This window comes from Streptomyces sp. NPDC005866 (genome assembly GCF_040629895.1).
GTDB lineage: Bacteria > Actinomycetota > Actinomycetes > Streptomycetales > Streptomycetaceae > Streptomyces.
In genome coordinates, this window is the sequence record NZ_JBEXWP010000015.1 from 131308 (window position 1) to 145012 (window position 13705).

The window sequence follows — 13705 nt, forward strand, 5'->3', positions numbered from 1 at the left end:
TGGTTGATCGCGCGGTGCCCCGCGCCCCGGGGTCAGCGCAGTCCCAGTGCCTTCATCACCTTCAGGCTCGTGCTCATGAACTGCGCGTACTTCTCGTCGTCCATCCCCAGCGCGGGCGCCATCGGCAGCAGCCGCTGCTGGGCCACCGTCTGGGCCTCCGTGTACTTGAGGATGCCCTCCGAGCCGTGCCTGCGGCCCAGGCCCGAGTCCTTCATGCCGCCCATCGGGGACTGGACGCTGCCGTAGGCGGAGGCGTAGCCCTCGTTGACGTTGACCGTGCCGGTGCTCAGGCGGGCGGCGACCTCGCGGCCGCGGCCGCCGTTCTTCGTCCAGACGGACGAATTGAGGCCGTACGGCGTCGCGTTGGCGTGCTCGATGGCCTCCTCCTCCGTCTTGAAGCGGTAGATCGAGACGACCGGGCCGAAGGTCTCCTCCGTGCAGACGGCCATCGCGTCCTCGACGCCGTCGAGGATGGTCGGCTCGTAGAAGTAGGGGCCGATGTCGGGGCGGGCGGTGCCGCCGGCGATGACGGTCGCGCCCTTCTCCACGGCCTCCTCCACATGCCGCTTGACGGTCGCCAACTGCCGTTCGCCGACCAGGGATCCCATGTCGGCGCCGTAGGCGAGGGACCGGCCGAGGCGCATCGCCCTGGTACGGGCGGCGAATCGCTCGACGAAGGCGTCGGCGATCGACTCGTGGACGTACAGCCGCTCGATGGAGATGCAGAGCTGGCCGGCGGAGGAGAAGCAGGCGCGGACCGCGCCGGCGGCCGCCTTCTCGATGTCGGCGTCCTCCAGGACCAGCATGGCGTTCTTGCCGCCCAGTTCGAGCGAGACTCCGACCAGACGGGCGGCGGCGCCCTGGGCGACCTCGCGGCCGGTGCGGGTGGAGCCGGTGAAGGAGACGTAGTCGGCGTGCTTGACGAGCTCGGGGCCGACGACCGGGCCCTCGCCGAGGACGACCTGGAAGACGTGGGCGGGCAGCCCGGCCTCGATCAGCAGGTCACGTGCCCACAGAGCCGTCAGGCAGGTCTCGGTGTCCGGCTTCATGACGACCGCGTTCCCCGCGACGAAGGCGGGGAGCGCGTCGCCGACGGAGAGTTCGAGGGGGTAGTTCCAGGGGGCGATCTGGCCGACCACGCCCCGCGGGTGGCGCAGTTCGGTGACCTTGGTGAGGGTGGGCATGGCGCCCGTGTGCCGCTTGGGCCGCAGATAGGAGGGTGCCTTACGGCCGTAGTGGCGGGCGGCGACGGCTACGGCCTGCACCTCCTCGTGGGCGTGCAGGCGGGCCTTGCCGGTCTCCAGCTGGATGAGGTCGAGGACCTCCGCCTGCCGGGCCAGGACCAGGTCGTGGAAGCGGAGCAGGACGGCCGCGCGCTGCCGTACCGGCACCTTCGCCCACACGGCCTGCGCGGCGCGGGCCGCGTCGAAGGCCTTCGCCACGTCCTCGGGGGTGGACTCGGGCAGGTCGGCCAGCTTCTCGCCGGTGAAGGGCGTGTGGTTGGCCGTGCGTCCGGAGCCGACGACACCCTTGGTGAGCTGGGCGACCAACTCGGGCGTGACCACGTCGGCGGCCGTTCTGGCCCCTGCGGGGGCGGGGGCGAGGGGGTTCGTGCCGGTGTGGGCCGGTGCGTGCGCCGGGGCCTGCGAGTCCGTCATGAGCCGCAGGGTATTCGGGAGCGGGGCCTTTGGGTACCCGTCGGTAACCCGGTTTCACCGACCGCACACACACCGCCAGTGATCACTGGCGGGAAATGCACTGATCAGGAGGATGGACGGGGACGATTGGCGCCGGTCAGCCGCGTTCCGGTTTTTTGGCGAGGAGGAGGCCGAGGGCGGCGAAGGGGGTGAGGCGGCGCGGTTCGGGGGCTGTCGCGGGCGGTGCCGGCGGGGCCGGCGACGGTGCAGGCGCCGGTGCCATGGGCTCCGTGGCCCACTTCGGCAGACTCACCCCCGCGACCTCGGCGAGGACCTCGGCAGCCGCCAGGGCTGCCGGCCGGGCCTCCGGGTCGGGGGCGAGGAGCCACTCCAGAAGCGGGCCGAGGGGACCGGCGTCCTGTGCGGTGGCCGCCCGCAGCAGCGCGCCCAGGGACCACAGGTCGGAGGCGGGACCGGCACCGCGCCCCGCGGCACACTCGGGCGCGACAAAAGCGTCGGAGGCGTCGGAAGCGGAACCGTCGGAACCGGTGTGCCCCTGCTGCCCCGCGCCGATACCGAAGTCGGTCAGCACGACCCGCTCTCCCCCGGCCTCCAGGAGAACGTTGGACGGCTTGAGGTCACGGTGCAGGATGCCGACGCGGTGGGCGGCGTGCAGGGCACCGAGCACGGCGAGCCCGATCCGGGCGGCCTCGGCGGGCGCCAGGGGACCGTGGGAGGCCAGGACTTCCTGGAGAGACCGGCCTTCCACCAACTCCATGACGACCCAGGGCAGTTCCGCCTCAAGAAGTACGTCGTGAATGGCGACGGCGGCCGGATGGTCGACGCGGGCGGCGGCGCGGGCCTCGTGCAGCAGGCGGTGCGCGGCGCGCTGCCGCTCCTCGTCGTCCGGCTCGCCGGTCAGCCGGGGCTCCTTGACGGCGACGTACCGCTCGTCCTGTTCATCACGGGCGCGCCACACCGTCCCGGCCGGACCGGAGCCGATGCGCTCGCCGAGCCGGTACCGGCCACCGATCAGACGTCCGTCGGGCGGCCGTTCGCCGTCTGCGTTCATGGCACATGAGTACCCTGCGCACCACACCCTTGTCGAAGCGGCACGGTAAACGGGCCATGGACTGCCGCCCCCTTCCAGGATTTGCCGCTCGCCTGCATGCGCTCATGGTTGCTCTGCAAACGGTCCCGCCAAGGCCAGGCCGGGCCGGGCGAGTAAGGTCCCTGGAATGCCGAGAGTCAAGGTCAGCGTCATCGTCCCCGTCTACAACACCGGGAAGTACGTCGACGAGTGCGCGCCGTCGCTGCTGGGGCAGAGCCTGCCCTCCGACGAGTACGAGGTGATCTACGTCGACGACGGGTCGACGGACGACACCCTGTCCCGGCTGGAGAAGATCGCCGCCGAGCACCCGAACGTCCAGGTGCACACCCAGCCGAACTCGGGCTGGCCCGGCGCACCCCGTAACCTCGGCATGCGCCACGCCAAGGGCGAGTACATCCAGTTCGTCGACCACGACGACACGCTCGGTCCCGAGGCCCTGGAGCGGCTGTACGAGCACGCCAGGCGCAACGACGCCGACGTCGTGCTCGGCAAGATGTCCAGCACCATGGTCCGGCCCCGGCGGCTGTTCCGGCACACGGTAGACGCCTGCACCATCGAGAACGACGAGCTCATGCAGAGCCTGTCGCCGCACAAGATGTTCCGGCGGGCCTTCGTCGAGGAGCACGGTCTGCAGTTCCCCGAGGGACCGTGGATCCTGGAGGACCTGCTCTTCGTCAGCGCCGCCTACCTCAGGGCCGAGCGGATCTCCGTGCTCGCCGACTACCCCAGCTACTACTGGATGAAGCGGGACGACGGCGGCAACAACACCCAGCACCGCTTCAACCCGCGCCACGGCTTCTGGGCCAACGCCCGCACCATCGTCCGCCAGGTCAAGGACGGCACACAGGCCTCCGACGACCTCGACGCCCTGCAGAACCGCCTCCTGCACCGCCTCTACCACGTAGAGATCCTCTCCCGCGCCCGTGAACCCGAGATCCTCCGTGAGGACCCCGCCGAGCAGCGCCCCCGCTTCGAGGCGGCCCGCGCCCTGGCGCTGGCGGAGTTCCCGGCGGCCGTACGCGAGGGCCTTCCCGCCGTCTCCCGCCTGCGCGCCGAGCTCCTCGAACGCGACGACTTCGACGGGGCCGTGGCGCTCGCCGTGCACGTCCGCGAGGTGAAGGCGCGGAGCGAGGTGGGCCGGCCTCGCTGGGAGGACGGCCGCCTGGTCGCCGACATCACGCTGAGCCTGCTGCGCGGCGACGGTGCACCGCTGGTCCTGGTCGAACGGGACGGGAAGCAGTGGCTCGACCCGGAGCTGGTGACCGGGGTGCCGGGGGCGGAGGACGGCTGGGAGGTCCGCGATCCGTTCCGGCTGGCCTACGCGGAGCTGGTGGTCAAGGACCGGGACCGGGAGGACTGGTGGTACCCGGAGGGCGATCTGGAGGTGCGGCTGAGGCCCTTGGGCGAGGGGCGCTCGCAGCTCGTCGCGTCCGGGCGGCTGTGCCTGGATCCCGAACGGCTGGCCGGTGGGCGGCCGTTGGAGCGCGGGGTGCACGATGTGTGGGCGTTCGTGCAGCTGCTGGGCATCGACCGGATGGTCCGGGTGACGGGCGACGGCGGCCATGGCGCCCCGGCCGCCGGTCCGGCACTGACCGGCGGGCGGCTCGCGCTGCCGTACTGGACGGGCAGCGGGCAGTTGGCTCTCGACATCGACCAGCGGCAGCGGAGGCTGGGGCCGGACACGGCAGAGGCCGCGGCGGCGAACTCCGCACGGGGCACGGGTCCGTCGCTCACGCTGCCGTACATCGCGGCGACCACGGGGGCCGCGGCGCGCCTCAGGGTCACCGTGGCCACGGTGACGGTGAACGCGGAGCTGGTCCCCGGCACGGCGGCGGTCCAGCTGCGCCTCCCGGCCCGTCTGAAGCTGCCGTCGGGCCGACACCCGGTCGCCCTTCTGAAGGAACCGGACCCGGTCGCGTACGCAGTCGTACGGGACGGTGTCGTCCTACGCCTGGAGGGCCCGGCGTACCGGCCCGGCGGGGCACGCCGCCTCCTGGACACGGCGACGGACACCCTGCGACGCGTGCGGCGCGCCCCGTAGGGAAACGGGGCCGCAGAGAAGGCGAACCGGTCACGGACCCGTGCCGCACCCCCGGTCCTCAGCCACCCGCGAACGTGTCCACCGCGACATCGAAGTACTCCCGCGCCTCCCGCACCTTCCCGACCGGGGCCGACACCCACACGTCGTACATCCGGCCGCCCTCCTCCCAGCAGAGGTCGTACGTGTGGCGGGGGCCCTCCGTCGCGCTGAAGCCCTTCCAGGTGAACTCCCAGAAGGCGGCGGGGTGTCCGGAGTGGGTGGTGTCGGTGACCCGGCCGTCGTGGTAGCCGGGGTTCGTGCTCGGCCCGTCGACCGCCGCCCGCCGTATCGCCGTCCCCGGTCCGCCGGTCTGCGGCTCGGAGACCTTGATGCCGAGCCGGAAGGTCTGCCCCGGCGACAGGTAGAAGACACGCTCGCCCTGCGGGTCGCGGGTGAAGTCCTCCGGTACGGCGAGGGAGAAGCCGGCGGGGTCCTGCGTGAGGCGGTAACCGGACGGCGCGGTGCGGGAGTTGGTGGCCGGGGGTGAGGGCGAAGGGGACGGCAGGGACGGCGACGGGGACGAGGCTGTGGCCGTCGTGTGTGACGCGGTGACGGTCGTCGTACCCCCGGGGCCCGGGGCGCCGCCGCCTCCGCCGCCGTTGAACAGCAGCGCGGCCGCCGACACCCCGGCCCCGGCCATCGCCGCGACGAGCAGCGCGGCGACCAGCACCCCGCGGGGCGAGTACCGGGGTGGCCCGGCCGGTCTCGGAGCCGGTGGCCACGGCACGTCCCGCTGGGTCGGCGTGTACGAGGAGACACCGGCACTCTCCGTCGTACTCGCGACCGCGATCGCCCCCGTCTCCAGGAACCCGCGCAGCATCCGCTCGGCCTCCGCGGCGCCCAGCCGCCGCTCGGGATCCCGCTCCAGCAGCCCTCGTACGACCGGCAGCAGCGGCTCCGCCTGGGCCGGTGGCCGGATCTCGTCGGAGACCACGGCGTGCAGGATCCCGCCGAGCGAGTCGCGCCGGAACGGCGACTCGCCGCTGAGCGCCGTACACAGCAGCGCGCCCAGCGACCACAGGTCGGAGGCCGGACCGGACCGGGAGCCGGACATCCGCTCGGGCGCGGTGTACTCGGGCGACCCGACGAAGGAACCGGTCTCGGTGAGCGTGGTGGCGCCCGCGACCTGGGCGATCCCGAAGTCGGTGAGCACGACCCGCCCGGTGTCCGCCTCGACGAGCACGTTCGCCGGCTTGATGTCCCGGTGCAGCACCCCGGCCGTGTGCGCCGTCCGCAGCGCGCTCAGCAGGGCGATCCCGATCCGCGCGGCCTCGCCGACGTCCACCGGCCCGCTCCGGGAGATACGGTCGGCGAGCGAGCCCCCGTCGATCAACTCCATGACGATGTAGGGCCGTTCGCCCTCCTCCACCACGTCGTGCACGACGATGATGTGCGGGTGGTGCAGCTGTGCGACGGCCTGCGCCTCACGCAGGGTGCGGTCGCGGCGCAGCCGGGCGTCGTCGTCCGGGAGGGAGTCGTCGACGGTGAGTTCCTTCACGGCGACCTGCCGGCCCAGTAACTGATCGGTCGCGCGCCATACGACACCCATCCCGCCCCGCCCGAGCCGCGTTTCCAGGCGATAACGCCCCGCGATCAGACGGACGGCTTCCCCGTCGGTCCCCATGGCCCCATGATGCCCCACCGGACGCCCACGTTCCGGACGGTGACCGGCCAACAAACGCGCCCGTAGCGGCGCACGGAAGCGCGCGGCGTCAGCCGGACGTGCCCGGATCCCAGCTCTGCAGCACCCACTTGAACTGTTTGCTCGCGGTCGCCCAGTCCTTCGCCGGCGACGACATGTAGATCGCGTACTCGGCGCCCGCCCGTGAGTAGTAGGTCTCCTCGATCGCGCGGCGCGGCCCGGCGGCGTTCGCGCCGTCCTTCTTCAGCGCGGTCCAGGTGTACTCCCACAGCGACCCGTCCCGGTCCCGGTACAGGTTCTTCTTCATGGTCACGCGCTGGTAGTCGACCAGCCGCTGCAACTGCTGCTCCAGGTCGAGCTGGTGGGCGAGCGCGTCGGCGAAGTCGGGCGAGCTGTCGATGGCGATACGGACGAAGTGCCGGCCGTTGTCGGGCGTGTAGTCGATCTGCTTGAGGTCGCCGTCGATGCCGAAGACACTCCGCTTCCAGCCCTTGGGCAGCGTCAGCCTGAAGCCCAAGGGGTCGTCCACGGACTGCCAGCCGGCAGGCACCGCGCCGTCCGGCGCCGACGTCGAACTGCCGGAGGAGGAGCCGGACGTGGTCGGCGCGGCCACGCTGCCGGCGCCGCTCCGCTGCCCGGAGTCCCGCTTCTGCAGGGCGACCGCCGCGCCCCCGCCGAGCAGCGCGGCCACCGCGACGACCAGCGCGAGCGTACGCAGGCGGCGCCGCCTGGGCTGGGCGGCGCCGGAGGCGGACTGCGGGCCGATGGTCGTCGGCGCGCTCGTGGAGCCGCCCGAGGGGCTCCGGCCGTCGGGCGAGCCGCCGTACGAACCGCCCTGCGTGCCGCTGTACGGGCTGCCGTAGGACGCCGAGTCCCGCGAGCTGTCGTACGGGCCCTCGTACGGCGTCCCGGAGTCGGGCCGTGGACCCCCGGTGACCTGCGACCGCGTCGGTACGTACGCCTGCGCCCCGCTCGGCCGCCGTCCCTCCGCCGCCTCGGCGAGCATCTGCTCGACCTCTTCAGGGCTGGGCCGCTGGGCGGGTTCCTTGCGCAGCAGCGCGGTGATGACGGGCTCCAGCGCCCCGGCGTTCCGCGGCCCGGCGGCCTCGTCCTCGACGACGGCCTGCATGGTGGTCAGCGGCGAGGTGCGGCGGAACGGCGAGCGCCCCTCCACCGCCGTGTACAGCGTCGCGCCGAGCGCCCACAGGTCGGAGGACGGCCCGGGATCGTGCCCGCGCACGCGCTCCGGCGCGAGATAGTCGACGGATCCGACGACTTCCCCGGTACGGGTGATCGTCGTGTCGCCGTCGATCTGCGCGATGCCGAAGTCGGTGAGGAGGACCCGGCCGTCCCGGCCGATCAGCACGTTGCCCGGCTTGACGTCCCGGTGCAGCACCCCGGCGCTGTGCGCGGCGCGCAGCGCACGCAGCACCCACAGCCCGATCCGAGCGGCCTCCCGCGCCTCGACGCGCCCGCGCTCCTTGACCTCGTCGGCCAGCGAGTGGCCCTCGACCAGCTCCATGACGATCCACGGGCGGCCGTCGTGTTCGAACACGTCGTGGACGGTGACGACGGCGGAGTGGTTGATGCGCGCCGCGGCCCGGGCCTCGGCCCGGGTGCGGGCCAGCAGGATGGCCTGGTCGCTCTCGGAGACGTAGAGCGCGGCCGTCAGTTCCTTGATGGCGACCGTCCGGTGCAGCACCTCGTCGTGGGCGCGCCACACCCGGCCCATGCCGCCGCTGCCGATGGTGTCGGCCAGCCGGTAGCGGCCCGCGATGAGCAGGCCCTGCATCTGATTCACGTTGCCCCGCAATGCTCTTGTCAGGGTCAGACTAAGGACCACCCCGCGGTCATGGAACCGGTGGGGTCCCACGGAGACAGCACTGTGACGGTTTTCGCTTTTACCGCGGAAAGTGAACCGAATCCGTCCATCGGAGCGGGAACCATTCAGCCCGCACCGGCGTTGACCCTCAGCCCGTGTACTTGTACGTCGCCGACGCCTGCGCGTACAGCCGTGTGACCTCGTCCCGTTCCGACTCCGGGCCGCGGACCTGCACGATGTGGTACCGCCCGTTGATCAGGAACACCATGTTCCGCACGAACAGGTCGCCCTCCTGGCCGTCCGTCCAGGTGAACTGCCCCTCGGCCGACACCTGCCGGCCCACCGTGATGGTTCGCAGCCCGCCCGCCGTGGCCCAGCTGGAGTCCCGGTACGGCTGCAGCTCCGGCTCCTTGTCCCGCTGGTACGTCATCGGGTCGTTGCCGTACGTCGCCCCGCTGTCCCGCCCGGCCACGACGATCAGCTCGAACTTCCCGTGCGAGTAGATCACCTGGCCGCTGCCGTTGCGCGGCGTGCGGCTCCAGCCCTTGGCGACGGCGATCTGGAAGCCGTCCGGGTCCTGGCGCAGGGTGAAGCCGTCGGCGGCCGTGCCGCCGCCCGTCGAACCGGCGGTCGTCTGCGTCTCGGTGGACGGGGTCGACGTCTGCGCCGGTGTCGGCGTGGGAGTCGGGCTCGGCCTCGGCGCGGGGCCGGCCTCGCCGGCCGCACCCGTCCGGTCACCGCTCCTCGCGCCGCCGTTGTCCGCGCTGTCCTTCTTCGGCAGGAACAGCATGGCGTACGCGACCACGGCGGCCAGCAGGAGCAGCACCAGCAGAAGCAGCGTACGGCCCAGTCTGCGCGGGGACTTGGCCTCCTGGCGGGCCCGCTTGTGCCGGCCGTGCGGACTGGTCGCCGGGACCCCTGCCCGGCGCCAGCGCACCAGTTGCCCCCGCCGGCGGACGATCGGCAGCCGCGCCGGGTCGGCGGCGGGCGGGGCGGCGACGACATGCGCGCCGGCGTCCGGCTCGGGCGCGGAGCGCACCAGCGAGCGCAGCCAGCCGCGCAGCTCCTCGAAGTCCAGCCGCTCGGTGGGGTCCTGACGCAGCAACGACTCCACGACCGGCCTGAGCGACCCGCACTCCTCCGCGAAGGCGGGCGGCTCCGAGCACACCAGCTGCACCAGCTCGGCCGTGGACTCCTCCGGATACGGCGCGTGCCCCTGCACGGCCCGGAACAGCAGCGCGCCGAGCGCCCACAGGTCGGTGGCCGGTCCGATGGGTGCCGCCAGTTGCCAGTTCTCGTGCACGGGCCCGGCCTGTTCCGGCGCCCAGCGCTCGGTCACCGGCCCGACCACGGTCATCCGCACCTGCCGCGCCCGTTCGGCGGCGAGCGCGGTCGCGGGCCCCCGCCGCCCGGTCGTCACGGCGGCACCCGCCTCGCCGCCCCAACGGGGGGTCTGCGCGGGCACGACCGGTGGCGGGAGGTCGGTGCCAGGACCGACGGCCGGGAGGGCGGTGCGCTCCTGGCCGTGGCCGGCGGCCACCGCCGGAGGCGTACCGGGGTGGGGGCGAGGCACGGCCCCGTGCCAGGGCGACGGCGCACCGCCCACCCCGTACGGGTCGGCGATCTGACCGGGCACACCGCCGGCGGTCCGCTGATCACCGCCGGGCGCCTGCACCTGCGCCCGTCCATTCGCGTACGGCGGCTGGGCCGCCCCGTTGGCGTGTCCCGGGGCGTACGGCGTGGCGTGCCCTGGGGCATACGGCGGTTGGGCGGCGCCGTTGTCCTGCCCGGAACCGTACGGCGGCTGCGGTGCGGGCGTGCCGGTGTCGCCGTCGACCGGCGGCCGGGCGCCGGGCAGCGCGGCCCGCCCGTTCTGCTGGGCCTCCTGGACCCGGGCGGCGGCCCTGGCCCCCGCCCGGTACGCGGCGATCGCCCCGGCCCGCGCGGCCCGGATGTCCGCACCGGTCTCCAACGCCCGCCGCTCCACCGCGCCCGTACCGGCACCGCCCGAACCCTCGTCCGGCCCGCCCCCCGGCAACCCGCCGGCGGCCCGTGCCTGAATGGCGGCTCGCCGGGCGGCCTCGGGATCCGCCTCCGGGGCGTTGGGCGCCGTCCGCGCGCCTGTCGTACCACCCGACGCGCCACGAACGCTCCCGATGCCCCCGACGGCGAGCGCGCCGGAGCCTGTGGGGCCGGCCGAACCGCCGGGTGTGGCGGAACCTTCCGCCTCCCCGGATCGCCGACGGCCGTCGGCCTCCGCGCCGCCTTCTCCCTCCGGCACCGGCACCGGGTCGTACCCGCACAGCGCCTCTTCCGCCGCCCCGACCGCGAGGCCGGTCAGCATCACACGGCCGTCGTCGCAGACGAGGACCGTGCGGGCGGTGATGTTGCGGTGCACCCAGCCGTGCGCGTGCAGCACCCGGAGCGCCATCAGCACGTCGGAGGCGACCTCGGCCGCCCGGTAGGGCGTCAGCGGCCGCTCGGCGAGCAGTGTCGCCAGCGAGCGCGCGGCCACGAACTCGCTGACGATCCACAGCGAACCGCCCTCGGCGAACACGTCGAAGACCTGGTCGAGCCGGGGATGGTCGGGGATCCGGGCGGCGGCCTGCGCGGCCTCGACGGCGCGGCGCACCGCGGGATCGCTGGGCCGGCGTGTCGCGGTGCGGGCGGCCGGTGGCCGACGCGCGCCACGGTCACGCGCCGTGAAACCGTCGGGCAGTCCCTCCGCGTCGAGCACCTCCGCCTCGACGACCTCCGGCAACGGCACCTGCCGGACGTACACTTCCTGCCCGCTGTAGGTGTCGAAGGCCCGGGTCTCGGTGTGTTCGTACTCGTCGGAGGGGGGCAGAGGCAGGCGGTAGCGGTCGGCGAGTACCCGACCCGCGTAGTCGTCCACGTTGCCTCCCCCGGCCGCCCGGTGGTCAAATCCGTTCGTTTCGCGGCCCGTTCTGCGTACATACCTGGATGCGTACGGTCCGCAACCACTCACGATACGTGCCGGAGACATTTCGCATTGTGGGGATGCGAATTTGTCACTTGGGCTCGAAGCTCGCCGTCAGCGTCTTCCAGGTGTCCTTGCGCAGCTCACTGTTCCAGTCGGCGGCCTTCGCGGTGTACATCAGCGCGTATCCCTGCTTCGAGCTGACGACGAACCCACGGTCGACGGACCGGTACTCGGTGCCGCTCTCGACGTAAGTGAACTCCCAGTCAGCCGTGTTCCAGCTGCGATAGCTCACCTTCGCTATCCGGATCTTCTGGTACTGGGAGCGCACCATGTAACGCTCCTGGTTCTCCCAGTCCGCCACTGGGTCGTTCTTGGGCTTGCTGGTCCAGGCGATCAGCAGCTTCTGCCCGTCGGGCCCGGTGAACCGGTCCCCGGCGGAGCTGCCGGCCTGGAACTTCCAGCCCTTGGGCAGCCCGATGGAGTACCCCTGGCCTCCGTGGTACGTCTGGACCGCCGAGGCGCCGGCACCGTTACTGCCGCTGGATTTCGACGCCGAGGAATTGGGGCTGTCCGACCCGTCCGTGTTCCCTGCGCTCCCGGAAGCCGCCGCGGAGTTACCGTCCGCCCGCGTACCGCCGCTCGTGTCCTGCTTGGTGGCGGCCCCGGCGCCGGACCCCGAACCGGAACTCGCGCTCGCGCTGGGGCCCGAGGAGGCCACCGCCTTGGAACCGCCGCTCTTGCCGCTCTCCTTGGCGTCGCCGCCGCCCAGCGTGAGGGCGAGCACGGTCCCTAGGACCGCGAGCACCACCACCACGGCGATGAGCACCAGGGTCCGCTTCGGCACCACGTCCGTGAGCGGAGCCCGGGGCACCGGCCGGGGCGTCACGTCCAGATCCGGCGGCGGCACCACGGGCCACCCCGAACTCGCCTTGCCTGCGGCGGGCTTGGCCCCCACCGATCCACTGCCGGCACCGGCCCCTACGGCAGGGGCAGCGGGACGCTTACCGCCGGCAGAGCCGGAAGCCGGACCCGGGCCGGAAACCGAACCCGGGCCGGAAGCGACCGGACCCGCGGCGCCGACCGCCTCGGCAGGGGTGCTCTTCGTCCGGGTCGCGGACGCGGCACTCGCCGCTCCCGCGGCCTTCCGCACGGAGCGCAGCGCCCCGCGCAGCTTCTCCCCGGCCTCCTCAGGCCGCCTGGCCCCCGCGCCCTTCTCCTCCTGCGGCGCGTCCAGTTGCGCAGGCAGCGGCACGACCCGCGTGGTGTCCACGGGCAGCTCCGCCGGCGCGTTGATCACCGCGTTGAGCATCGCCCGCGCGCCGGCGTCGTCCAGCCGCTTGGCCGGATCCTTGGTGAGCAGCCCGTAGATGACGTCCCTGAGCGGCCCCGCGTTCTTGGGCTCCTCCAGCGGCTCGGTCATCACCGCGGTCAGCGTGGCGATCGCCGACCCCTTGTCGTAGGGCGGCGCGCCCTCGACCGCCGCGTACAGCAGGCCGCCGAGCGACCACAGGTCGGCCGCCGGGCCGGGCTTGTGGCCGCGGGCCCGCTCGGGGGAGATGTAGGAGGGGGCGCCGACGAGCATGCCGGTGGAGGTGATGGACGGGTCGCCCTCGACCTGGGCGATACCGAAGTCGGTGAGCACGACCCGGCCGTCGCTCTCGGAGATCAGCACATTGGACGGCTTCACGTCCCGGTGCAGGATGCCCTCGCGGTGCGCCGACCGCAGCACGTCCAGGATCGCGAGCCCGACCTCGGCCGCGCGCCTGGGCTTGAGCACGCCGTCCTCCCTGATGACCTCGGCCAGCGACTTGCCCTCGACCAGCTCCATCACGATCCAGGGCCGGTCGTCCTCGTCGACCACGTCGAAGACCGTCACCGCGCTGTTGTTGCGGATCCGGGCGATCGCCTTGGCCTCGCGCAGGGTGCGCGTGATCAGGCGCCGCTTCTCCTCGTCATCGATGTTCGTCGGGAACCGCAGTTCCTTGACGGCCACCGTCCGGCCCAGGGTCTCGTCCTCGGCCCGCCACACCGTGCCCATGCCGCCGCGGCCGAGCACCCCTCCCAGCCGGTACCGCCCGGCGAGGAGACGCTCACTGTTGTCCCGACGAGTCTCCTGACGAGAAGTACCCGCCCGCTCCGCCTCCGACATGCGTCCCCTCATGCAACCCGCCCTGACAGAGCCTTCATTGTCCCTCACCCGACAAGTGCCCAACGCCCAGGGTGCCCCTGGCCGCGCATCGGGCCCGGCCGACCGGAACCCCCGGGTGACGAGGGCGTCGCACGGGCTTGGATGGTGGGCCGCGACAAGGGAGGAACCCGGATGCCGTCGCTTCGGACACTGGTGGCCATACCGGTCTCCCTCCCTCTGCTGCTTGCCCCGGTCACGGCGGGTTCCGCGTCCTCGGCGGAGGCCATGGACCCGCTCCTGTCACAGTTCTTCTCCAAAGGCCGGGTACCCGCCGCCGCCCT

General features: G+C 73.0%; 7 protein-coding genes. 1 reads left to right on the top strand and 6 read right to left on the bottom strand.

What is annotated here, in order from left to right; genetic code table 11:
* Positions 1–32 precede the first annotated feature (32 nt).
* On the bottom strand, positions 33–1658 hold the full coding sequence (locus tag ABZ396_RS22930; RefSeq protein WP_358923093.1) for a succinic semialdehyde dehydrogenase: 1626 nt from the start codon (positions 1656–1658) through the stop codon (positions 33–35).
* 136 nt (positions 1659–1794) lie between these two features.
* The gene (locus ABZ396_RS22935) at positions 1795–2709 is read right to left on the bottom strand and encodes a serine/threonine-protein kinase (protein ID WP_358923095.1); all 915 of its coding nucleotides are present in this window, start codon (positions 2707–2709) and stop codon (positions 1795–1797) included.
* A gap of 166 nt (positions 2710–2875) precedes the next feature.
* On the opposite strand from ABZ396_RS22935, the gene ABZ396_RS22940 reads away from it, so the two are divergent.
* Positions 2876–4789: a glycosyltransferase gene (locus tag ABZ396_RS22940; protein ID WP_358923097.1), complete on the top strand. Its 1914-nt coding sequence runs from the start codon at positions 2876–2878 to the stop codon at positions 4787–4789.
* A 58-nt stretch (positions 4790–4847) separates the two neighbouring features.
* Here ABZ396_RS22940 and ABZ396_RS22945 read toward each other — a convergent pair whose 3' ends face one another.
* From ABZ396_RS22945 to ABZ396_RS22960, 4 genes are all read right to left on the bottom strand, one after another.
* Positions 4848–6452: a serine/threonine-protein kinase gene (locus ABZ396_RS22945; protein ID WP_358923099.1), complete on the bottom strand. Its 1605-nt coding sequence runs from the start codon at positions 6450–6452 to the stop codon at positions 4848–4850.
* Between the two features lie 88 nt (positions 6453–6540).
* Positions 6541–8262: a protein kinase gene (locus tag ABZ396_RS22950; protein ID WP_358923101.1), complete on the bottom strand. Its 1722-nt coding sequence runs from the start codon at positions 8260–8262 to the stop codon at positions 6541–6543.
* Positions 8263–8440: 178 nt separating this feature from the next.
* Positions 8441–11188 (bottom strand): protein kinase, encoded by a 2748-nt coding sequence (locus tag ABZ396_RS22955; RefSeq protein WP_359185645.1) that lies wholly within the window; start codon positions 11186–11188, stop codon positions 8441–8443.
* Between the two features lie 136 nt (positions 11189–11324).
* Positions 11325–13385, bottom strand: a complete 2061-nt coding sequence (locus ABZ396_RS22960; RefSeq protein ID WP_358925443.1) for a serine/threonine-protein kinase — start codon at positions 13383–13385, stop codon at positions 11325–11327.
* Positions 13386–13705: the final 320 nt, after the last annotated feature.

What these genes read in the sequence shown, in the direction of transcription:
- ABZ396_RS22935 (WP_358923095.1), bottom strand. Translation starts at nt 2,709, where the DNA reads ATGAACGCAGACGGCGAACGGCCGCCCGACGGACGTCTGATCGGTGGC.
- ABZ396_RS22945 (WP_358923099.1), bottom strand. Translation starts at nt 6,452, where the DNA reads ATGGGGACCGACGGGGAAGCCGTCCGTCTGATCGCGGGGCGTTATCGC.
- ABZ396_RS22930 (WP_358923093.1), bottom strand. Translation starts at nt 1,658, where the DNA reads ATGACGGACTCGCAGGCCCCGGCGCACGCACCGGCCCACACCGGCACG.
- ABZ396_RS22960 (WP_358925443.1), bottom strand. Translation starts at nt 13,385, where the DNA reads ATGTCGGAGGCGGAGCGGGCGGGTACTTCTCGTCAGGAGACTCGTCGG.
- ABZ396_RS22940 (WP_358923097.1), top strand. Translation starts at nt 2,876, where the DNA reads ATGCCGAGAGTCAAGGTCAGCGTCATCGTCCCCGTCTACAACACCGGG.
- ABZ396_RS22950 (WP_358923101.1), bottom strand. Translation starts at nt 8,262, where the DNA reads ATGCAGGGCCTGCTCATCGCGGGCCGCTACCGGCTGGCCGACACCATC.